19 protein-coding genes are annotated in these 21,398 nt (G+C 71.3%); 8 read left to right on the top strand and 11 right to left on the bottom strand.

Annotated features, from left to right (window positions below; translation table 11 throughout):
• The first annotated feature begins 86 nt into the window (after positions 1 to 86).
• Positions 87 to 1,091, top strand: a complete 1,005-nt coding sequence (locus tag G3I60_RS36175; protein ID WP_164294581.1) for an ATP-binding protein — start codon at positions 87 to 89, stop codon at positions 1,089 to 1,091.
• Here G3I60_RS36175 and G3I60_RS36170 read toward each other — a convergent pair.
• Positions 1,084 to 2,394, bottom strand: a complete 1,311-nt coding sequence (locus tag G3I60_RS36170) for a hypothetical protein (RefSeq protein WP_164294582.1) — start codon at positions 2,392 to 2,394, stop codon at positions 1,084 to 1,086. The genes G3I60_RS36175 and G3I60_RS36170 overlap by 8 nt on opposite strands.
• Positions 2,395 to 2,641: 247 nt before the next feature.
• Here G3I60_RS36170 and G3I60_RS36165 point away from each other — a divergent pair, with 247 nt between their 5' ends.
• From G3I60_RS36165 to G3I60_RS45955, 6 genes are all read left to right on the top strand, one after another.
• Entirely contained in the window at positions 2,642 to 4,852 is a 2,211-nt protein-coding gene (locus G3I60_RS36165) for a SulP family inorganic anion transporter (protein WP_164294583.1), read from the top strand.
• 160 nt (positions 4,853 to 5,012) lie between these two features.
• Positions 5,013 to 6,971, top strand: a complete 1,959-nt coding sequence (acs, locus tag G3I60_RS36160) for an acetate--CoA ligase (RefSeq protein ID WP_138357080.1) — start codon at positions 5,013 to 5,015, stop codon at positions 6,969 to 6,971.
• A 226-nt stretch (positions 6,972 to 7,197) separates the two neighbouring features.
• Positions 7,198 to 8,616 carry a Na+/H+ antiporter NhaA gene (gene nhaA / locus G3I60_RS36155; protein ID WP_138357079.1) on the top strand — a complete coding sequence of 473 codons (1,419 nt, stop codon included), beginning with the start codon at positions 7,198 to 7,200 and terminating at the stop codon, positions 8,614 to 8,616.
• A gap of 69 nt (positions 8,617 to 8,685) precedes the next feature.
• Complete coding sequence (locus G3I60_RS36150; protein ID WP_138357078.1) at positions 8,686 to 9,135, top strand: phage holin family protein; 450 nt, start codon at positions 8,686 to 8,688, stop codon at positions 9,133 to 9,135.
• 13 nt (positions 9,136 to 9,148) lie between these two features.
• Positions 9,149 to 10,072: an alpha/beta fold hydrolase gene (locus tag G3I60_RS36145; RefSeq protein ID WP_138357077.1), complete on the top strand. Its 924-nt coding sequence runs from the start codon at positions 9,149 to 9,151 to the stop codon at positions 10,070 to 10,072.
• Between the two features lie 150 nt (positions 10,073 to 10,222).
• The gene (locus tag G3I60_RS45955) at positions 10,223 to 10,405 is read left to right on the top strand and encodes a hypothetical protein (RefSeq protein WP_138357076.1); all 183 of its coding nucleotides are present in this window, start codon (positions 10,223 to 10,225) and stop codon (positions 10,403 to 10,405) included.
• A gap of 88 nt (positions 10,406 to 10,493) precedes the next feature.
• Here the strand turns inward: G3I60_RS45955 and G3I60_RS36140 are convergent, their stop codons facing one another.
• The 3 genes from G3I60_RS36140 to nth all read right to left on the bottom strand — a co-directional run bounded on the left by G3I60_RS36140 (position 10,494) and on the right by nth (position 13,307).
• Positions 10,494 to 11,693 (bottom strand): MarP family serine protease, encoded by a 1,200-nt coding sequence (locus G3I60_RS36140; RefSeq protein WP_138357075.1) that lies wholly within the window; start codon positions 11,691 to 11,693, stop codon positions 10,494 to 10,496.
• A gap of 106 nt (positions 11,694 to 11,799) precedes the next feature.
• Positions 11,800 to 12,477 carry a CoA pyrophosphatase gene (locus G3I60_RS36135; RefSeq protein ID WP_138357074.1) on the bottom strand — a complete coding sequence of 226 codons (678 nt, stop codon included), beginning with the start codon at positions 12,475 to 12,477 and terminating at the stop codon, positions 11,800 to 11,802.
• Positions 12,474 to 13,307: an endonuclease III gene (nth, locus tag G3I60_RS36130; protein WP_343241116.1), complete on the bottom strand. Its 834-nt coding sequence runs from the start codon at positions 13,305 to 13,307 to the stop codon at positions 12,474 to 12,476. Before nth ends, G3I60_RS36135 begins: the two co-directional genes overlap by 4 nt.
• Before the next feature lie 253 nt (positions 13,308 to 13,560).
• Here nth and G3I60_RS36125 point away from each other — a divergent pair, with 253 nt between their 5' ends.
• Complete coding sequence (locus G3I60_RS36125; protein ID WP_138357072.1) at positions 13,561 to 14,235, top strand: Crp/Fnr family transcriptional regulator; 675 nt, start codon at positions 13,561 to 13,563, stop codon at positions 14,233 to 14,235.
• A 116-nt stretch (positions 14,236 to 14,351) separates the two neighbouring features.
• On the opposite strand, the gene G3I60_RS36120 is transcribed toward G3I60_RS36125, so the two are convergent.
• From G3I60_RS36120 to G3I60_RS36090, 7 genes are all read right to left on the bottom strand, one after another.
• Positions 14,352 to 15,011, bottom strand: a complete 660-nt coding sequence (locus tag G3I60_RS36120) for a response regulator transcription factor (protein ID WP_164294585.1) — start codon at positions 15,009 to 15,011, stop codon at positions 14,352 to 14,354.
• Positions 15,008 to 16,420 carry a histidine kinase gene (locus tag G3I60_RS36115; protein WP_164294586.1) on the bottom strand — a complete coding sequence of 471 codons (1,413 nt, stop codon included), beginning with the start codon at positions 16,418 to 16,420 and terminating at the stop codon, positions 15,008 to 15,010. Before G3I60_RS36115 ends, G3I60_RS36120 begins: the two co-directional genes overlap by 4 nt.
• 122 nt (positions 16,421 to 16,542) lie before the next feature.
• The gene (locus G3I60_RS36110) at positions 16,543 to 17,517 is read right to left on the bottom strand and encodes an alpha/beta hydrolase (RefSeq protein ID WP_164608268.1); all 975 of its coding nucleotides are present in this window, start codon (positions 17,515 to 17,517) and stop codon (positions 16,543 to 16,545) included.
• 3 nt (positions 17,518 to 17,520) lie between these two features.
• On the bottom strand, positions 17,521 to 18,813 hold the full coding sequence (gene kynU, locus G3I60_RS36105; RefSeq protein ID WP_164608267.1) for a kynureninase: 1,293 nt from the start codon (positions 18,811 to 18,813) through the stop codon (positions 17,521 to 17,523).
• Entirely contained in the window at positions 18,806 to 19,672 is an 867-nt protein-coding gene (locus G3I60_RS36100) for a tryptophan 2,3-dioxygenase family protein (RefSeq protein ID WP_164294588.1), read from the bottom strand. The genes kynU and G3I60_RS36100 overlap by 8 nt, the downstream gene beginning before the upstream one ends.
• Before the next feature lie 82 nt (positions 19,673 to 19,754).
• A complete protein-coding gene (locus tag G3I60_RS36095; protein ID WP_343241120.1) occupies positions 19,755 to 20,561 on the bottom strand; it encodes a DUF3152 domain-containing protein in 807 nt (268 codons plus the stop codon).
• A gap of 369 nt (positions 20,562 to 20,930) precedes the next feature.
• Entirely contained in the window at positions 20,931 to 21,344 is a 414-nt protein-coding gene (locus tag G3I60_RS36090) for a DUF3151 domain-containing protein (protein ID WP_138357066.1), read from the bottom strand.
• Between the last annotated feature and the right edge of the window lie 54 nt (positions 21,345 to 21,398).

Genomic DNA, 21,398 nt, shown 5'->3' with positions numbered 1-21,398 from the left:
CGAACCGCACCAATGAACCCCGATCGAGTGGCCTTCCCCACTCCAAACCGTCACCGCCCGTAGATGTCCGACTACTCTTGGCGAACATGAAGATCGCTTTCGTTGGAAAGGGCGGCAGCGGCAAGACCACGCTGTCCTCCCTGTTCATCCGCCACCTCGCGGACGCCCGCGTGCCCGTCGTCGCCGTTGACGCGGACATCAACCAGCACCTCGGCCCGGCCCTCGGCCTGGACGAGGCGGAGGCCGCCGCGTTCCCCGCGATGGGCGCCCACCTGCCGGAGATCAAGGAGTACCTGCGGGGCACCAACCCGCGGATCGCCTCCGTCGAGACCATGATCAAGACGACTCCGCCGGGCAGCGGCTCCCGCCTGCTGCGGGTGGTCGAGGAGAACCCGGTCTACGCCGCGTGCGCCCGCACCGTCCCCCTGGACGATGGCGCCCATGTGCAGCTGATGGCCACCGGCCCGTTCAACGAGTCCGACCTCGGCGTCGCCTGCTACCACTCCAAGGTCGGAGCGGTGGAACTGTGCCTGAACCATCTGACCGACGGGCGCGACGAGTACGTCGTGGTGGACATGACGGCCGGCAGCGACTCGTTCGCCTCCGGGATGTTCACCCGGTTCGACATGACGTTCCTGGTCGCCGAGCCGACCCGCAAGGGCGTCGCCGTCTACCGTCAGTACAAGGAGTACGCCCGCGACTTCGGCGTCGCGCTGCGCGTCATCGGCAACAAGGTGCAGGGCCCCGACGACCTGGCGTTCCTGCGCGACGAGACGGGTGACGACCTGCTGGCCACCGTCGGCCACTCCGACTGGGTGCGCGCGATGGAGAAGGGTCGTCCGCCGAGCTTCGAGCTGCTGGAGGAGATCAACCGCCGCGCGCTGCGGACGATGCACGAGACGGCCGACGCCTCGTACGACGCACGCGACTGGGACCGCTACACCCGCCAGATGGTGCACTTCCATCTGAAGAACGCGGAGAGCTGGGGCAACGCCAAGACGGGCGCCGACCTGGCATCCCAGGTCGACCCCGTCTTCGTACTCGGCGAGGCCGGGGCGATGACCGCCGCCGGCGCGCTGTCGCCTAGCTGACCCTCGACCCGGGTCCGGCGGCGCCCGCCGATGCCGCAGGCGCGCCAGGGGCCGCAGGTGCCGCGAGGAGGGCCGGCCAGCCCTCCTTCGGCGCCTGCCCGACGTCCAGCGTGCGCAGCTTCTGCAGCACCGCCGGGTCCTGCGCGTCCATCCAGTCCGCCATCTGCTTGAACGACACGCACCGCACGCCGTCCTTGTTGCACACCGACTTGATGGTGGACTCGACGGCCTTCATGTAGACGCCGCCGTTCCACGACTCGAAGTGGTTGCCGACGAACATCGGCGCCCGGTTGCCCGTGTAGGCGCGGTCGAAGGCGGCGGCCAGGCCGTTCTCCATCTGCCGGCCCCAGTAGTCGCGCATCGACGGGTCGCCCTTGGTGGTGCCGGACTGGTTGGCCAGGAAGTTGTAGTCCATGGACAGCGTCTCGAAGGCGCGGCCGGGGACCGGGATGTCCTGGAGCGGGAAGTCCCAGACGCCGTCGATCTGCGAGGGCCAGACCTGCCGCCCGCCGACCGAGCTGGCGTCGTAGCGGAAGCCCATCGCCTTGGCGGCCGGGATCAGGTTCCGCTGGCCCTCCAGACAGGGGGCGCGGCCGCCGACCAGCTCCTTGCTGTAGTCGAACGGCAGCGGGGCGAGCTGGGTGAGCCCGCTGTTCGTCTTCCAGTTCTTGACGAAGCCCTCGGCCTGCTCGATCTCGCTCTTCCACTCCTCGGACGACCAGGTGCCGACCCCGCCGTTCGGGCCGCAGAAGTGGCCGTTGAAGTGGGTGCCGATCTCGCTGCCGTCCTGCCACGCCAGCCGGATCTGCTGCAGCGTGTCGGTCATCTCCGGGCGGTCGGTGAAGCCGATGTCGGAGGCACCGCGCGAGTGCCGCGGCGGCGCGTAGACCTCCTTGCGGTCCCCGGGCAGCAGGTAGACGCCGCTGAGGAAGTACGTCATGGCCGCGTTGTTCTCCTTGCCGACCTCGCGGAAGTGCGAGAACAGCTTCTGGCTGTCCTCTCCCGCGCCGTCCCAGGAGAAGACGACGAACTGCGGGGGCTTCTCGCCCGGCGCGAGCCGCTCGAACTTGGGCTGGTTGGGCTGCGCCCCGGTCTCGGCGGTGGAGCCGTCGCCGATCAGCTTCATCACCCGCGCCGGTTGTTTCTGCACGGCCGCGGCAGGACCGTCGTGCTGTCGGCTGCTCTGCCCGGACCCTCCCGAACTGGAACCGCTGGAACCGCTGGAACCGCTCGAACAACCCACCGCGCCGAATGCCAACGCGGTTACAGCCGCCAGGGCCGTGGTCTTCCGCATGGAATGCATACGAACCTCGATCCAAAGGGGAGAGCAGGGATTCGAGAGCAAAAGCTGACATGCTCCCGCGATTTGGCCGTCACGACCGGCCAAACCACTCCCCGATTCACCCGATAGGAGCAAATCTCCGCCCGAGTGGATCTACGGACTTCACCGAACCGTATATCCGCATTACTCTCCTTTTACCGACGCTTGAGAGTAGCCATACAGTTACGTACGGCTACCACGTCCCGCCGCCCTGAAGGAGACGGGAACCATGCAGACGCCTCACAGGTCCGATCTGTCCGCCTCGATCACTGTCTTTCTGATCGCCGTGCCGCTGTCGCTCGGTATCGCCCTCGCCACCGGTGCGCCCCTCCAGTCCGGCCTTGTCGCCGCAGCCGTCGGCGGTATCGTCGCCGGGCTGCTCGGCGGGGCCCCGTTGCAGGTCAGCGGGGCTGCCACCAGCCTCGTGGTCGTCACCGCCGAACTCGTACAGCGCTACGGATGGCGCACCACCTGCGCCATCACCGTGCTCGCCGGCCTCTCCCAGGTCGCCCTCGGCGCCCTGCGGGTGGCGCGGGCCGCGCTCGTCGTCAGCCCCGCCATCGTGCACGGCATGCTCGCCGGGATCGGCGTGTCCATCGCCGTCGGGCAGTTGCACGTCATCCTCGGCGGCACCGCCCAGGGCTCCGCCCTGGCCAACCTCGGTGCGCTGCCACGCCAGTTGGCGGCCACCAGCCCGGCCACCCTGGGGATCGGCGCGCTCACCGCCGTCGTCCTCGTCGGCTGGCCCCGGCTGCCCGGAAAGAACGTCAGAAACAGAGCCGTGCGCGCGCTGCGGGCGGTCCCGGCGGCGCTGGCGGCGGTCGCCGCCGCCACGGCCGCTGGTCTCGCGCTGACCGTGCCGCGCGTCGATCTGCCGTCGTGGAACGCTCCGGTGCTGCCCCGGCTGCCGGAGGGCCCGGTGCTCGGCCTGCTCGCCGCGGTCGTCACCGTCACCCTCGTCGCGAGCATGGAATCGCTGCTGTCCGCGGTCGCGCTCGACAAGATGCAGTCCGAGTACCCGGACCGGCAGGCCAGACCCGCGCGGCTCGACCGTGAACTGCTCGGCCAGGGCGCGTCGAACGTGGTCTCCGGGCTGCTCGGCGGTCTGCCGGTGGCCGGCGGCGCGATGCGCGGCTCGGCGAACATCCGGGCCGGAGCCGTGACGCGCTGGTCCACCGTCCTGCACGGGGTGTGGGTGGTGCTGTGCGCGAGCCTGCTGGCCGGCGTGCTGGATCTGATCCCGCTCGCCGCCCTCGCCGTCCTGGTCCTGCTCGTCGGCGTGAAGATGGTCAGCTTCGCGCACATCAAAAACGTACGGCGGCACCAGGAGTTCCCGGTGTACGTCACCACCATCGGCGGCGTGCTGCTGCTCGGCGTACTGGAGGGCGTGGTGGCCGGGATCGCGGTCGCGGCGTTCACCGCGCTGCGCCGACTCACCCGCACCCGTATCACGGTCTCCGAGGAGGCGGGTGGCTACCGGGTGCGGGCCCGCGGGCAGTTGACGTTCCTCGCGGTGCCCCGGCTCACCCGGGCCTTCGCCCAAGTGCCGGACGGAGCGCACGCCGTCGTGGAGCTGGACGGCTCGTTCATGGACCACGCGGCGTACGAAGCGCTGCAGTCGTGGTGCGACCGGCACCGTGCCCGCGGCGGCTGGGCCATGCTCGGGGACCGCAACGGAGGGACCGTCAGCGAACCGGCGAGCACGCACGCCTGCCGGCCCTGGACGCCGTGGCGCAACCACCACTGCACCCGGCCGAGCGCCGCCACCGTCACCGCACCGGCCGGCAACCAGCTGCTCGGGGGCGTCAGCAACTTCCAGCGCAACACCGCACCCCTGGTGCGCGACGAGCTGGCGCGGCTGGCGCGGGAGGGCCAGCGGCCCACCCAGCTCTTCCTCACCTGCGCCGATTCCCGGCTGGTGACCAGCATGATCACCTCCAGCGGGCCCGGTGACCTCTTCACCGTCCGCAATGTCGGGAATCTGATGCCGCCGCCCGGCTCGGACAACTCCTGCGACTCGGTGGCCGCGGCCGTCGAGTACGCGGTGGACGTACTGAAGGTCGGCAGCATCACGGTCTGCGGGCACTCCGGCTGCGGCGCCATGCAGGCGCTGCTCGGCAGCGACCACGCGCCCGGCGCGCAGACCCCGCTGGCCCGCTGGCTGCGACACGGCCGGCCGAGCCTGGAGCGGCTGGCGCGGGGCGGTCCCGGGATGACGGACCGGGAGCCGGCCGACGATCTGGAGCGGCTGAGCCTGGCCAACGTGGTCCAACAGCTGGAGCACCTGCTGGACCACCCGTGCGTGGCCCGCCGCTACGCGGAGGGGAAGCTCCAGCTCCAGGGCATGTACTTCCATGTCGCCGAGGCCCAGGCGTACGTCCTGGACCACGCCACGGGGGCGTTCTCGGCAGTGCATCCGGAGGTGCTGGACGCGGTCTGACACCGGCCGGGGCCGGGCGGCGGAGCGACACGCCGCGCGGCCCCGAACGGGGCCGCTCACGCTACAGGTCTAAACCAATTATCCTGCGACTCTTGTCATCGCGCCCGCGGCCTGATGAGCTATGGCCGGGACATCTGGGACAGTCTGACAAGGAGTTGGCGTGAGCAGCAACGAGAGCCTGGCCAATCTGTTGAAGGAGGAGCGGCGTTTCGCTCCGCCGGCCGAGCTGGCCGCATCCGCCAACGTCACCGCGGATGCGTACGCACAGGCCGAGTCCGACCGCCCGGCCTTCTGGGCCGAGCAGGCGCGCCGGCTGAGCTGGGACACCGAGCCGACCGAGACGCTGGACTGGTCGAACCCGCCGTTCGCCAAGTGGTTCGCCGACGGCAAGCTCAACGTGGCCTACAACTGCGTCGACCGCCATGTCGAGGCGGGCAACGGCGACCGGGTCGCCATCCACTTCGAGGGCGAGCCCGGCGACAGCCGCTCGCTCACCTACGCCGAGCTCAAGGACGAGGTCAGCCGGGCCGCCAACGCGCTCACCGAGCTGGGCGTCGAGGCCGGCGACCGGGTCGCGGTCTACCTCCCGATGATCCCCGAGGCCGTGGTCGCGATGCTGGCCTGCGCCCGGATCGGCGCCGCCCACTCCGTGGTCTTCGGCGGCTTCTCGGCCGACGCCGTCGCGTCCCGCATCCAGGACGCCGACGCCAAGCTCGTCATCACCTCCGACGGCGGCTACCGGCGCGGCAAGCCGTCGGCGCTCAAGCCCGCCATCGACGAGGCGGTCGCCAAGTGTCCGCAGGTCGAGCATGTCCTGGTGGTCCGCCGTACCGGCCAGGAGACAGCGTTCACCGAGGGCCGTGACGTCTGGTGGCACGACATCGTCACGCGGCAGTCCGCCGAGCACACGCCGCAGGCGTTCGACGCCGAGCACCCGCTCTTCATCCTCTACACGAGCGGCACGACGGGGAAGCCGAAGGGCATCCTGCACACCTCGGGCGGCTACCTCACCCAGACCTCCTACACCCACCACGCCGTCTTCGACCTCAAGCCGGAGACCGATGTCTACTGGTGCACGGCCGACATCGGCTGGGTGACCGGCCACTCGTACATCGTCTACGGGCCGCTCTCCAACGGCGCCACCCAGGTGATCTACGAGGGCACCCCGGACACCCCGCACCAGGGCCGCTTCTGGGAGGTCGTCCAGAAGTACGGCGTGACGATCCTCTACACCGCGCCCACCGCGATCCGGACGTTCATGAAGTGGGGCGACGACATCCCCGCGAAGTTCGACCTGTCCTCGCTGCGGGTGCTGGGCAGCGTCGGCGAGCCGATCAACCCCGAGGCGTGGATGTGGTACCGCGAGCACATCGGCGGCAACCGCTGCCCGATCGTGGACACGTGGTGGCAGACCGAGACCGGCGCGATGATGATCAGCCCGCTGCCGGGCGCCACCACCACCAAGCCGGGCTCCGCGCAGCGCGCCCTGCCGGGCATCGCCGCCACCGTCGTGGACGACGAGGCGCGCGAGGTGCCGAACGGCTCCGGCGGGTACCTGGTGCTGACCGAGCCGTGGCCGTCGATGCTCCGCACCATCTGGGGCGACGACCAGCGCTACATCGACACCTACTGGTCGCGGTTCGAGGGCCGCTACTTCGCGGGTGACGGCGCCAAGAAGGACGAGGACGGCGACATCTGGCTGCTCGGCCGGGTGGACGACGTGATGCTGGTGTCGGGCCACAACATCTCGACCACCGAGGTCGAGTCGGCGCTCGTCTCGCACCCGAAGGTCGCCGAGTCGGCGGTCGTCGGCGCGACCGACGCGACCACCGGCCAGGCCATCGTCGCGTTCGTCATCCTGCGCGGCACCGCCTCGGACTCCGACACGCTCGTCGCCGAGCTGCGCGACCACGTCGGGAAGACGCTGGGCCCGATCGCGAAGCCCAAGCGCATCCTGATCGTCAGCGAGCTGCCGAAGACCCGTTCCGGCAAGATCATGCGCCGGCTGCTCCGCGACGTCGCGGAGAACCGCGAGCTCGGTGACGTCACCACGCTGACGGACTCCTCGGTGATGGATCTGATCCAGACCAACCTGCCGGGCGCGACCAGCGAGGACTGACCGCAGGGCCTGAGAGGGTCCGGACGGCCGACAAGGGGCTCCCGGCAGCAGGCCGAGAGCCCCTTATGTCCGTAATATGACGATCGCCGGACGGCACAGCGCGTGACCCGATAAGCTGGTCCCCGCGTCAGGAACGCGTCAGTACACAAGGTGCGCCGGGAAGTCTGGTCGGCAACGGAGTCAGCCATGTCCAGTGGATGACCGACCGACCGGAGGTCTTCGACCTGTGACCGAGCGACCCGCGACCGACCAGCCCGCGACCGCGCCCACCCGCCGTTCCGTCCTCCTCGGCCGGCTGTCCCTCCCCGAGCGGACCTTCGTCGCCGACGCGCTGCGCGCCGAGACCGTGGGCGGCATCCTGTTGCTCATCGCCGCCGTCGCCGCGCTGATCTGGGCCAACACCCCGGCGCACCACACCTACGAGACGGTCAGGGAATTCCACTTCGGCCCGTCCTCCCTGGGGCTGGACCTGTCGGTGCAGCACTGGGCGGCCGACGGGCTGCTCGCCGTCTTCTTCTTCGTCGCCGGGATCGAGCTCAAGCGCGAGCTGGTCGCCGGTGAGCTGCGGACGCCGTCCGCCGCGGCGCTCCCGGTCATCGCCGCCGTCTGCGGCATGGCCGTACCCGCGCTCGTCTACGTGGTGGTCAACACCGTCGGCGGCGGCGCGCTCGACGGCTGGGCGGTCCCGACCGCCACCGACATCGCCTTCGCGCTGGCCGTGCTCGCGGTCATCGGCACCTCGCTGCCGTCCGCGCTGCGCGCCTTCCTGCTGACGCTCGCCGTCGTCGACGACCTCTTCGCGATCCTGATCATCGCGGTCTTCTTCACCTCGTCGATCAACTTCGTGGCCCTCGGCTGCGCTGTGCTGGGCCTGCTGGTCTTCTGGCTGTTGCTCCGCAAGGAAGTGCGCGGCTGGTACATCTACCTGCCGCTCGCCCTGGTCATCTGGGGGCTGATGTACAACAGCGGCGTGCACGCCACGATCGCGGGCGTCGCCATGGGCCTGATGCTGCGCTGTACCCGCCGGGAGGGCGAGGAGCACTCTCCGGGCGAGCACGTCGAGCACCTGGTGCGCCCCGTCTCCGCCGGCCTGGCGGTGCCGCTGTTCGCCCTCTTCTCGGCGGGTGTCGCCGTCTCCGGCAGCGCGCTCACCGATGTCTTCTCCCAGCCCGAGACGCTCGGCGTGGTGCTCGGCCTGGTGGCCGGCAAGACCCTGGGCGTGTTCGGCGGCACGTGGCTCGCGGCCCGGTTCACCCGGGCGGAGCTCAACCCGGAGCTCCGCTGGCCCGATGTGCTCGCCGTCGCCTCACTGGCCGGGATCGGTTTCACCGTGTCGCTGCTGATCGGCGAACTCGCCTTCGACGAGGACCCGGTGCTGGCCGACGAGGTGAAGGCGGCCGTCCTGATCGGGTCCCTGATCGCGGCCGTCATCGCGGGCATCCTGCTCAAGCTCCGCAACAACAAGTACCGCGCGATGTGCGAGGAGGAGGAGCGCGACGAGGACGGGGACGGCATCCCGGACATCTACGAGCAGGACAAGCCGGAGTACCACCTGCGGATGGCCGAGATCCTCGAACGGAAGGCCGTCGAGCACCGCAGGCTCGCCGAACTGGCCCGGGTCAGAGGCGCGGGTGACGGGGACTGAGGCATGATCTGTGGGTAACAGTCCCTACCACCTGGTAGCCGGGCATGACGGATACCGACGGAGGATGCGATGAGCGCAGTGGAGCAGGCCGAGGGCGCGAGCCGCAGTCTCGGACAGCTGTTCGCCTCCGCCACGGCGGAGATGTCCGCCCTGGTGCATGACGAGATCGCCCTCGCCAAAGCGGAACTGCGTGAGGACGTCAAGCGGGTCGGCCTCGGCAGCGGCGCGATCGTGGGCGCCGTCACCCTGGCGTTCTTCGCCCTGCCGATGTTCAGCATGGCGGCGGCCTACGGCATCCACGCCCTCGGGCTGGGTCTGGCCTGGTCGTTCCTGATCGTCGGCGGCGCGTACGTGCTGATCGCCCTGATCCTCGGGGTGTTCGCGCGGGCGAAGTTCAAGAAGGTGAAGAAGCCGGAGCGCAGCATCGCCTCGGCCAAGCAGACGGCAGCCGTACTCCAGAGCGTCAAGCCGCATCCGCGCCCCCTGGAGTCCAGGACCACGGACGACCTCAAGGTGTGACACGCTCAGCTTCATGACGGTCGCTGGTAATTCCTCGGTTGCACGGCTCGACGGACCCTGGACTCACCGGGATGTCGCCGCGAACGGCGCGCGCTTCCACATCGCCGAGGCCGGCGACGGCCCGCTGGTGCTGCTGCTGCACGGCTTCCCGCAGTTCTGGTGGAGCTGGCGGCACCAGCTGACGGCGCTCGCCGACGCGGGTTTCCGCGCGGTCGCGATGGACCTGCGCGGGGTCGGCGGCAGCGACCGTACGCCGCGCGGCTACGACCCCGCGAACCTGGCGCTGGACGTGACCGGGGTGATCCGCTCGCTCGGCGAGCCGGACGCCGCGCTGGTCGGCCATGACATCGGCGGCTACCTCGCCTGGACCGCGGCGGTGATGCGCCCGAAGCTGGTGCGCCGGCTGGCGGTGTGCTCGATGCCGCACCCCCGGCGCTGGCGCACGGCGATGCTCACCGACATGAAGCAGAGCGCGGCCGGCTCCTACATCTGGGGCTTCCAGCGGCCGTGGCTGCCGGAGCGGCAGCTGATCGCGGACGACTCCGCGATGGTCGGACGGCTGATCCGGGACTGGTCGGGACCGCTGCTGCCGGACGAGGAGACGGTCGACGTCTACCGGCAGGCGATGCAGATCCCCTCGACGGCGCACTGCGCCGTCGAGCCGTACCGCTGGATGGTCCGCTCGATGGCCCGCCCCGACGGCATCCAGTTCAACCGGCGCATGAAGCGTCCGGTGCGGGTCCCGACCCTGCATCTGCACGGCTCGCTGGACTCCGCGATGCGCACCCGCAGCGCGGCAGGCAGCGGTGAGTACGTGGAGGCGCCGTACCGCTGGCGGCTCTTCGACGGGCTGGGGCACTTCCCGCACGAGGAGGACCCGGTCGCGTTCTCGACCGAGCTGATCAACTGGCTGAAGGACCCCGAGCCGGACCGCTAGTCACCCTGAAGGATCGGCCGCCGGACGGGACGTCAGACGGGTGGACAGTCCGGTACGACTGTCTGACGATCAGCCAAATGCCGGACGCATACGCCAATTGGCCGACCGCCGCACGATTACCGACCTTGGGGCGCGGGCACGTAGCTCGGTATGGGTTGGACGCACGACTACCGTGATGTATCACGCACCCGCCGCAATCTCGTCGCAGCTGTCAACCGCGCGACGCCTGTGGCCGTACTCCCCGAGGGGGAGCATCAGATCGGTATTCCCCGCATTCTCCGGCGGCGCGCCCGCTGGGTGGGCGCGCGCCTGCGGCACCCCCGTAGCGACTAAGCGCCGGACAGGGCCTCAGGGACCCGGACAGGGCCTCAGGGGCCGTTCGGCCGATCCCGAACGGCCCGCCGGGACCTTGCGAAGACCTCTAGAGCGCGCAGCCCTGGCTGTCGACCTGGCGGTCCGCCGTGCGGCCCGCGGTGATGTCGTCGCGGATCTCGTCCGCGGTCAGTGCGTAGCCGGTGTCGGCGTCGTCGAGGGACTTGGCGAAGATGACGCCTGCCACCCTGCCGTCCGGGGTCAGCAGCGGGCCGCCGGAGTTGCCCTGGCGCACCTTCGTGAACAGCGAGTAGACGTCGCGGTGCACGGTGCCCCGGTGGTAGATGTCCGGGCCGTTCGCCTGGATGCGGCCGCGTACCCGGGCCGCACGGACGTCGAAGCCGCCGTTCTCCGGGAAGCCCGCCACGATCGCGTCGTCGCGGCTGTGCGCGTCGCCCGCGGTGAAGTTCAGCACGGGTGCGTTGAGGGACGGCACCTCCAGGACGGCGATGTCGCGCTGCCAGTCGTAGAGGACGACGCGGGCGTCGTAGAGCCGCCCCTCGCCGCCGATCTGGACGGTGGGCTCGCTGACCCCGCCGACGACGTGCGCGTTGGTCATCACCCGGTCCCTGGCGAAGACGAAGCCGGTGCCCTCCAGCACCTTGCCGCAGCTGGGCGCGGTCCCGACGACCTTCACGATGCTCCGGCGGGCGTCGTTGACGACCGCGCTGCTCGCGAGCCTGGGGTCGGGCGCGGGCACCGAGGTGATCGGTTCGCTGCCGAACGGGCTGAAGACCTGCGGGAGGCCGTTCTGCGCGAGCGTGGAGCTGAAGTCGGTGAACCAGTTGTCGGCCTGCTGCGGGATGACCCGGGAGACGCCGAGCAGGACCTTCGAGGAGCGCACCTCACGGCCTATGGTCGGCAGCGCCGTGGTGGCCAGCGCGGAGCCGATCAGCCAGGCGACGAGCAGCATCGCGGCGACGTTGACCAGCGCGCCGCCGCCCGCGTCCAGCGCGCGGGCCGGTGACCACGTGATCTGGGTGCGCAGCTTGTTGCCCAGATGGGTGGTGAACGCCTGGCCGACCGAGGCGCAGACGATCACCACGACCACGGCGATCACCACCGCCACGGACCCCGGCGAGGAGTCGTCGGTGACCTTGTCCCAGATCATGGGCAGCAGGTAGACCGCTGCCAGGCCGCCGCCCAGGAACCCGATCACCGACATGACGCCGACGACGAATCCCTGGCGGTAGCCGACGACCGCGAACCACGCGGCCGCGAGCAACAGCAACAAGTCCAGCACGTTCATCTAGGTTGACCTCGCGAGGACGGTCCAGCTCGACCGGGGCAACGGCCGGGTTTCCCGGGGCTGCCCCCCAGGAAGACACAGCACGAGCACACGGTCTCATGCCGTTCTATGAGAGCGGCACCGTCCTGCCCCGGTCCCAGGGCTGCTCCCAGCCCGCGAAGTGCAGAATCTTGTCGATCAGACCGGCTGTGAATCCCCACACCACCGCACCCTCGACGAGGAACGCCGGGCCGCGGAAACCGCTGGGATGGGTCATCGTCGCCCGATTGGCGGGGTCGGCGAGATCCGCGACGGGGACCCGGAAGACCCGGGCGGTCTCGGCCTGGTCCACCGCGCCGACCGGGCTGGGAGTGCGCCACCAGCCGAGCACGGGTGTGACGACGAACTCACTGACCGGGATGTAGAGCCGCGGCAGCACGCCGAAGATCTGCACGCCCGACGGGTCCAGGCCGGTCTCCTCCTCCGCCTCGCGCAGGGCCGCGCGCAGCGGGCCGTCGCCCTCGGGATCGCCGTCCTCGGGGTCGAGGGCGCCGCCGGGGAACGACGGCTGGCCCGCGTGCGACCGCAGCGACGTCGCGCGCTCCATCAGCAGCAGGTCGCGGCCGTGCTCGCCCTCACCGAAAAGGATCAGTACGGCGGACTGCCGGCCCCGGCCGGACTCGGGCGGCAGAAACCGGCTGAGCTGCTCGGGGAGCACATCGCCCGCCGCGCGGGCCACCGGCTGCAGCCACTGGGGCAGCCCCTGGGTCGATACGGCCGCCTCGCCGCCACGTGTCGTCGTCATTCGCTCCCCTGCGTCATGGCCGCGGTGGCCGCCGTGGCGCCCAGCGCCGGAGCCGGGTCGCCCGGATAGTCGGGCGGTGGCTGCAGGCGCTGGCCGGGGGCACCGCCCAGCTCGTACTTCAGAAGCTTCTTCGCCTTCTCCGGGTCGGTCTCGCCCTCACCGTACGACGGGCAGAGCGGGGCGATCGGGCAGGCGCCGCAAGCCGGCTTGCGGGAGTGGCAGGTACGGCGGCCGTGGAAGACCACCCGGTGCGAGAGCATCGTCCACTCGCTCTTCGGGAAGAGCGAGCCGACCTCCTGCTCGACCTTCTCCGGATCCTCGGAGGTGGTCCAGCCGAAGCGGCGGGACAACCGGCCGAAGTGGGTGTCGACGGTGATCCCGGGGACTCCGAACGCGTTCCCCAGGACGACGTTCGCCGTCTTGCGGCCCACTCCCGGCAGCGTGACCAGGTCCTCCAGCCGGCCCGGCACCTCGCCGTCGAACCGGTCGCGCAGCGCCGTCGACAGGCCCAGCAGCGACTTGGCCTTGGCGCGGAAGAAGCCGGTCGGCCGGATCAGCTCCTCGAGCCGCTCCGGTTCGGCCGCCGCCAGATCCTCCGGTGTCGGGTAGGCGGCGAAGAGGGCGGGGGTCGTCTGGTTCACGCGCAGGTCGGTGGTCTGCGCGGACAGGACCGTCGCGACGAGGAGCTGGAACGGGTTCTCGAAGTCGAGTTCCGGATGGGCGTACGGGTAGAGCTCGGCGAGCTCACGGTTGATCCGCCGCGCCCGGCGGACCAGGGCGATGCGTGATTCCGGTTTTTTGGCGGGCTTGAGCGAAGCTTGTTCGCTCACAGCGGAATCAGGGGTCCGGGTCACCCGCTTGGCCGTCCCACCCTGCCGTTTCTTCTGCGAACTCGGCGTATCAGACACCCGGCCAGCCTAAGGCTCGGCACTGACATCTGCCCTTGACCACAAGGAACCGACCCCCAATCGGACCCCCGGGGCACGTGCACGGCGATACATAAGACAGACTTGTGATTGATCGCACTGTTTTGCCAGCGGGCATCACGGGGATCATCCGGCGATGTCGACAAGGAGAGAGCTCGTGGACGACGTTCTGCGGCGCGCGGCGCTTTTTGCGGCGCTCGACGATGAGCAGGCCGCTGAACTGCGCGCCTCGATGACCGAGGTCACGCTCGCGCGTGGCGACGCGCTGTTCCACGAGGGAGACCCCGGGGACCGGCTCTACGTCGTCACCGAGGGCAAGGTGAAGCTGCACCGCACCTCCCCCGACGGCCGCGAGAACATGCTCGCCGTCATCGGCCCCGGCGAGCTGATCGGCGAGCTGTCGCTCTTCGACCCCGGCCCCCGGACCGCCACGGCCACGGCACTGACGGAGCTCAAGCTCCTGGCCCTGGGCCACGGCGACCTGCAGCCCTGGCTGAACGCCCGGCCCGAGGTCGCGACCGCGCTGCTGCGCGCTGTCGCGCGACGGCTGCGGCGTACCAACGACGTCATGTCGGACCTGGTCTTCTCGGACGTGCCCGGCCGGGTGGCCAAGGCGCTCCTCGACCTGTCGCGCCGGTTCGGCGTGCAGTCCGAAGAGGGCATCCACGTGGTGCACGACCTCACGCAGGAGGAGCTGGCGCAGCTCGTCGGCGCCTCGCGCGAGACCGTCAACAAGGCGCTCGCCGACTTCGCCGGCCGTGGCTGGCTCCGTCTGGAGGCGCGCGCGGTGATCCTGCTCGACGTGGAGCGGCTCGCCAAGCGCAGCCGCTGACCGAACCACCTGCCGAAGGCCCCGCCCCTCACCGGGCGGGGCCTTCGGTGCGTCCAGAGGGCGCCTGGAACGCCTTCTGCGGGCCTGTGGCCCCCGGAGGCGTCCGTTCCGGCCGGTCAGCCTCCCGGGGTCACCAGACGGGCCTCGTAGGCGAAGACCGCCGCCTGGGTGCGGTCCCGGAGCCCGAGCTTCACCAGGACCCGGCTGACGTGGGTCTTGACGGTGGACTCGGCGACGACGAGGTGCGAGGCGATCTCGGCGTTCGACAGGCCCTGGGCGACCAGCACGAGGACCTCCGTCTCGCGCTCGGTCAGATCGCCGACCCGGTCCTGGGCCGGCGGCCTGGGCGTACCGAGCCGGGAGAACTCGGCGATCAGCCGCTTGGTGACGGCCGGGGCGAGCAGCGCCTCACCGGCCGCAACGATCCGTACGGCGTCGCCCAGCTGCCGCGCCGAGGCGTCCTTGAGCAGGAAGCCGCTGGCTCCGGCGCGGAGCGCCTGGTAGACGTACTCGTCCAGATCGAAGGTGGTCAGCACGAGGACCTTGGCGTCAGCGTCGGCCGCGACGATCTCGCGGGTCGCCTCCAGCCCGTTGACCTCGGGCATCCGGATGTCCATGAGGACGACGTCGGGACGGAGCGCGGCCACCTGGGCGATGGCCTCCCGGCCGTCCACCGCCTCCCCCACGACCTCGATGTCCTGCTGCGCGTTGAGCAGGACCGAGAAGCCCTCCCGGACCATCATCTGGTCGTCGACGATCAGCACCCGGATCGTCATGCGGGGTCCCCGGTGGACTTGACCATGGGCCAGGGCTTCCGTTGCGGGTCCGGTTCGGGTTCCCGCTTCGCTCCGGGGTCCCCTTCCGGTTTCGGCTCCGGCTTCGGCTCGGCGGCCACCGGGATGAAGGCCGTCACCTCGTAGCCGCCTTCGGCGGTGGGTTCCGCCGTCATCTCGCCGCCCAGCATCGACACCCGCTCCCGCATGCCCAGCACCCCGTGACCGGCGCCGTGGGACGGCCTGACCTCCCCGGTGGCCGGGCCGTTGACCACGCGCAGGCCGAGGCCGCCGAGGACGTAGCCGATCTCGACGCGGGTGGCGGCGCCCGGAGCGTGCCGCAGCGCGTTGCTGAGCCCCTCCTGGACGATCCGGTACGCGGAGAGCTCCACGCCCTGCGGAAGCGTCCGGACGGCGCCGGTCACCACCTTGTCGACGTCCGCGCCCGTGTCCCTGACGTTGGCCAGCAGGGAGTCGAGGTTGGCGAGGGTGGGCTGCGGGGCCTCGGGGGCACCGTCGGCGAACGCCTCGGGGTTGTCGGCCCGCACGACGCCCAGGACGCGGCGCAGCTCGGTGAGGGCGGCCACCGCGTTCTCCCGGATGATCGCGAAGCTGCGGGTCAGTTCGGCCGGCGGGTCGTCGACGCGGTAGGGCGCGGCCTCGGCCTGGATCGCGATGACGGACATGTGGTGCGCGACGACATCGTGCAGTTCGCGGGCGATCGTCGTGCGCTCCTCCAGGACGGTGCGGCGCGAGCGCTCCACCTGGGTGACCGCGACCTGCTCGACGACCTTCGCCTGCGTCTCGCGCCAGCCCCTGATCAGCACCACGGTGAGCAGGACGAGGAACGACACGAACGCCATGGCGAAGGTGTCCGACTCCCGGCCTGGCGTCGTGAACGCGAACCCGGCGCCGAGAAGCACCGTCAGCAGCCACATCTCCGCCGCGACCCGGGGCCGGGTGCGGCCCGCGACGACGGCCATCACCACCAGGTGCGAGACGAATCCGGTGGCCGACCACGGCCACACCGAGAACTGGCCGGCCGCGGCGCCGCTGAGAAAGGCGGCTCCGAAGGACAGCCACCAGCCGCCGACCGGGCGGAACAGCACGGTGAGGAGCGGAATCCCGGTGAGGAGCGCGGCGGCCAGTGCCGCTCCGCCCCGCTCGCTCTCGAACTCGAAGCCCACCAGCATGAGGAAGCAGGCGAAGGCGGCCAGACAGGCGTGCGGCAGCAGGCGCGCAGAGTCGCGGAGCCGGTCGGGGAGCCGGCGTACGACCGGGCCGTCGGTGGAGCGGGGCGGCAGCGGGCGGAAGGCGAAGGCGTCGGTGACCAGGTCGTCACGCAGCCCCTTCAGGGCGCTCCGGGCTATCCGGAGCTCGGTCCGCAAAGTGGTCTGGTCGGTGTCGGTCACGCTCACACACTAGGCAGCTCACGGCGGCGCGTCGTCCACACCGGAGCCGATCTCCCGGCATCCGTCTCAAGGACTACACGGCTCCGCCGGAAGGCGGCACGGACGGTCGCCGGCGCCGCCCGCTACCAGGCGAGTTGCGCTATCTCCTCGGCGACGACGGCGCAGGCGGCGGCAGCCGGGTCGATCAGCGGGAAGTGCCCGATGCCGTCCAGCACCGCCTCGGTGACCTCCTCGCCCGCCAGGGCCGCGGCTGCCGCGAAAGCCCTCGCGACCTGCGGCGGAACCTCATTGTCAGTGGTCCCCTGCACGATGGTTGTGGCGATACCGGTGGGCAGCAGCGCGGCGGGATCGGCGTGGGGCAGCCGCGCCGTGACGTGCTCGGGTCCGCCGAGGAACTGCACGACGGCGTCGGAGCACACCCCCAGCCGGATCGCGGACGCGAAGTCCGCGATCGGCGCGAGGGCGACGACACCGCGCAACGGGGGAGGCGAGGGGCGATGCCAGGGGGAATCGAGCGGAAGGGCGTTGCGGGCGGCGGCCCACAGCGCCAGGTGCCCGCCGGCGCTGTGCCCGGTGAGCACGACCCGCCGGGGGTCCACGGTGTCCGCGCCCAGCGCCCGCACCGCGAGCGCGGGCAGGGCGTCGACGGCGGCGGCGATGTCGTCGAGCGTGTCCGGCCAACGGCCCGCCGGCGGGGTCTCCTCGCGCGGGTAGGCGCTGCCGTCGCCGCCGGACGGCGGCTCCTCGCCGCCGCGGCGGTATTCCACCGACGCCACGGCGAAGCCGCGGCCGGCGAGGTACGCGGCGAACGGCGAGATGTGCCGGCGGTCGTAGCGTGCGCGCCAGGCACCGCCGTGCACCACCACGACGAGCGGCGCGGGCGGCGCGGGGACACCGGGCGCGCTACGCGGCCGGTAGAAGTCGGCGATCTGGTCGGGCAGTTCACCGTAGGCAGCGGTCACGTCCGGGGGGACGGCCGCGTGCGCGAAGGCCGATGCCTCCTCCGCCTCCGCACGCTTCGCGGCGGCGTCCGCCGGGCCGGCGCCGGCCGGGGCCGGCGCGCGGTGGGCGGCGTGCTCGGGCGTGGAGGCGGGCATCGGTTATCGGTTCCCTTCACCGGCGTCGTGGCCGGACGGCGCGCCGGCTTCGCCGCCAGCTTCCACGACCTCCGCGCCGGGCTTCGCACCGGCCTCCTCGTCGACCTCGCGGAGCACGTCGGCGAGCACCTGCGCGGCGCGTTCCGCGTCGGCGAACCGCGTGTAGAGCGGGGTGAAGCCGAAGCGCAGGACGTCGGGGCGCCGGTAGTCGCCCACGACACCGCGGGCGGTCAGCCGGCGCATGACCTCGCCGGCGTCGTCGCAGCGCAGCGCGACCTGGCTGCCACGGTGTTCGTGCGGGGCCGGCGTGATCGACGAGACCCGGCCGGCCGGCACGTACCGCTCGACGCAGTCGAGGAAGAAGTCGGTCAGCGCCAGGCTCTTGGCCCGTACGTCGGCGACGGCGACGCCGTCCCAGACGTCGAGCGCGGCGTCGAGGGCGAGCAGCGACAGGATGTCGGGCGTGCCGACGCGGCCGCGGACGGCGCCGTCCGCGGGAAGGTAGTCGGAGCTCATGCCGAAGGGATCGGCGTGCGAGTTCCAGCCCGGCAGCGGCGAGTCGAAACGGGACTGCAGATCACGGCGGACGTACAGGTACGCGGGCGCGCCGGGGCCGCCGTTGAGGTACTTGTACGAGCAGCCGACGGCGAGGTCCACCCCGTGCGCGTCGAGACCGACCGGCAGCGCGCCCGCGCTGTGGCACAGGTCCCAGACGACCAGGGCGCCCGCGGCGTGCGCGGCGGCCGTCGTACCGGGCAGGTCGTGCAGCCGCCCGGTGCGGTAGTCGACGTGGTTGACGAGCGCGACGGCGGTGCGGTCGCCCATGGCGTCCGCCATCGCCCCGGCCGCGACGGGCCGGACGGTACGGCTGGTCATCCGGGCCGCGGACTCGGCGAGGTAGCCGTCGGTCGGGAAGGTCGCTGCGTCCACGAGGATCTCGGTGCGGTCCTCCCCGGCCATCCGGACGGCCGCCACGACCGCCTTGAAGACGTTGACGCTGGTGGAGTCGCCGGCCACGACCTGGCCGGGGGCCGCGCCGATCAGCGCGCCGATGCGGTCGCCGATCCGTTCGGGTGCGGTCCACCAGCCGCTCTCGTCCCAGGAGCGGATGCGCAGACTGCCCCATTCGCGCTCGATCACGTCCCGCAGCCGGGGCGCGACCGTGGTGGGGAGGGCGCCCAGGGAGTTGCCGTCCAGATAGACGGTCTCGTCGAGGGTGAACCGGTCGCGGATCTTCGCGAGCCCGTCGGCGGCGTCGAGCCGCCCGGCCTTCTCCCGCAGCGAGGCGTCAGACATGGCTGCGCGCCGTCCACAGCTCGGGGAAGACGTTCTTGGTGGCACGTTTCTCCAGCCACGCCACGCCCGCGGAGCCGCCGGTGCCCGTCTTGGAACCCATCGCGCGGCGGGTCGCCACCAGATGGTCGTTGCGCCAGCGCCAGACCAGCTCGGCGACCTCGGTCAGCGCCTCGCCCAGCCGCAGCAGATCGGCGTCACCGGCGGAGGCCGCGCCGGCCCCGGGAGTGGCCTCGGCGGCGGAGTAGATCCGCTGCCAGGCCCGCTCGACGGCCGGGTCGGGCTCGTAGCGCAGCGAGAGGTCGCGTTCGAGGAGTTCGGCGGGGATGTCGTGGCCGCGCCGCTGCAGCAGGCCGAGCACCTCGTCGTAGAGGCTCGGCTCGTGCAGGGCCTTCTCCAGCTCGGCGTGCACCCGCGGCGAGCCGCGGTGCGGGACGAGCATGGACGCCGACTTCTCGCCGAGCAGGAACTCCATCCGCCGGTACATCGCGGACTGGAATCCGGAGCCCTCGCCCAGCGCGCTGCGGTAGGCGTTGAACTGCCCGGGGGTGAGGTGCGCGAGCGGCTTCCAGGAGGCGTTGAGCGATTCGAGTTCGTAGGTGCTGCGCTTGAGCGCCGCCATCGCCGTCGGGATGTCGTCCTCGCGGAGCGCCTGCCCCGCGGTGTGCCACTCGTGGACGAGGACGGTGAACCACAGCTCCATGACCTGGGTGGTGACGAGGAAGACCATCTCGCCGGGGTCGTCGGAGAGGGTGTGCTGAAGGTGGGTGAGGACATCCGCCTGGACGTAGTCCTCGTAAGGGGTGGTGCCCTGGAAGTCGAGGTTCGGGGTCTCCGGACTCTCGGCCGGTGTTTCGGACATTTCCGTTCCCTTCAGGATCTCGGCCCGGGGTCGCCGGGCCACGCCGAGATCATCTGTCGAGTGCGGTGATTCGGCAAGGGCCTCAGGTCACGTGCGGGCCGCTGATGTAGCGCCCCTGGGAGTCGTACGGCCAGGCGTTCGGTTTACAGCCGTCGAGGCCCTTGATCTGCTGCATCATCGCGGGCGCGAGCTTGCCGGGGCCGGGGCAGCCCTCGTGGCCGTGGCCGAGGCTGTGCCCGACCTCATGGTTGATGATCAGGGCACGGTAGTCGGAGATGGGACCGGTGAACGTCGGGGAGCCCAGGATCCACCGCCGGAGGTTCACCACGACACCGCCGGGGACCTCGCAGTTCAGCTCGTTGCCGGTGTCCAGGTGGATGGCGGCCAGGCAGAGCGCGTCGGCGGTGTCGGGCGTGGCTATCTTGATGACCAGGTCGGCGCTGCCGGACGACACCTGGCGGAAGCCGTGCTTGCCGTCATGGGCCCAGCTGCGGGGGTCGGCGAGGATCGCCGCCACCTCGTCCGCCGCCTGGTCGGCGGAGACCAGGATGCCGTCCTCGACCTGGACCCGGTACGTACGGATGAGGCCCTTGCCGACCGTGGAGCCGTCGCCCTTGCCCTTGCCCGCCTTGAAGGTGCCGGGGCCGGACTTCGGTACGGACGTCGACTTGCCGCCGCCCTTCGTCACGCTGGGCGACGTGGATGCCTTGGGGCTCTTGGCGGCAGCGCTCGGGGACACGTCCTTCGACGCGGTGGCGACCGGGGAGGACGCGGCGGGTGCCGCGGTCGGGGCCGACGCGTCCGCGACGTCGTCGGAACCACCGCTCCACCACGCGGCGACACCGCCGACCAGCACGGCCAGCACGGTGAAGGTCAGCAGCAACCGCACACGCCGTTGGGCACGCCGACGCCGGCGCGCGGCCTGGCTCCGGCTCCCCCGACGGCTGGGGCCTCGCTGTCGGTCGCCGCCGGCCACCGGTGCGTGATGGGTCAAAACTCCCCCTGAAGGCGCCACCGGAGTGGCGGCCTCCCCGGCCGCCGACTGCTCCCACGGTGCTCACAGACAATGACGCTCACAATCACACATGGGTTCGGTCCAACGCCAAACCGCATGAATTTTTGTCAGCTTCTGCTGCAATTCGGGGGCAATCGGCGACCGGACGGGAGAAGGCGGCATCAGCCCAATACGTGGGTGACGTACGCGAGTTCCCTCACGCGTCGCACCACTGGTGCCGCCGGAGTCCCGTCGCCGGTTCCGTCAGCTGAGGGTGTCCGCCGCGGTCGGCGAGCTGTCGCGGAGGAAGGACGAGCAGCGCTCGTACTCCTCCTGCTCGCCGATCGCCTGCGCGGCGCGGGCGAGGGCGTGCAGCGCGCGCAGGAAGCCGCGGTTCGGCTCGTGCTCGAACGGCACCGGGCCGTGGCCCTTCCAGCCGGCCCGGCGCAGCGCGTCGAGGCCGCGGTGGTAGCCGGTGCGCGCGTAGGCGTACGACTCGACGACCCGGCCCCCTTCGAAGGCGTCGTCGGCGAGCTGGGCCCAGGCCAGAGAGGAGGCCGGGTACTTCGCGGCTACCTCGGAGGGCGCCGCCCCGGAGGCGAGCAGCTCGCGCGGCTCCGGGTCGTCGGGCAGATGGGTCGGGGGCGGACCCCCGAGAAGGTCTTTGTGAATGGCCATGCGTTCCAGTCTGCCCTGTCCCGGACAGCGCGCAGCCCCCCGGGCCGGAACGGC

The sequence above is a fragment of the Streptomyces sp. SID13666 genome (genome assembly GCF_010548325.1).
Taxonomy (GTDB): domain Bacteria; phylum Actinomycetota; class Actinomycetes; order Streptomycetales; family Streptomycetaceae; genus Actinacidiphila; species Actinacidiphila fildesensis.
Note: the sequence above shows the minus strand (reverse complement) of the source record. Positions and strands in the feature narration are given on the sequence as shown.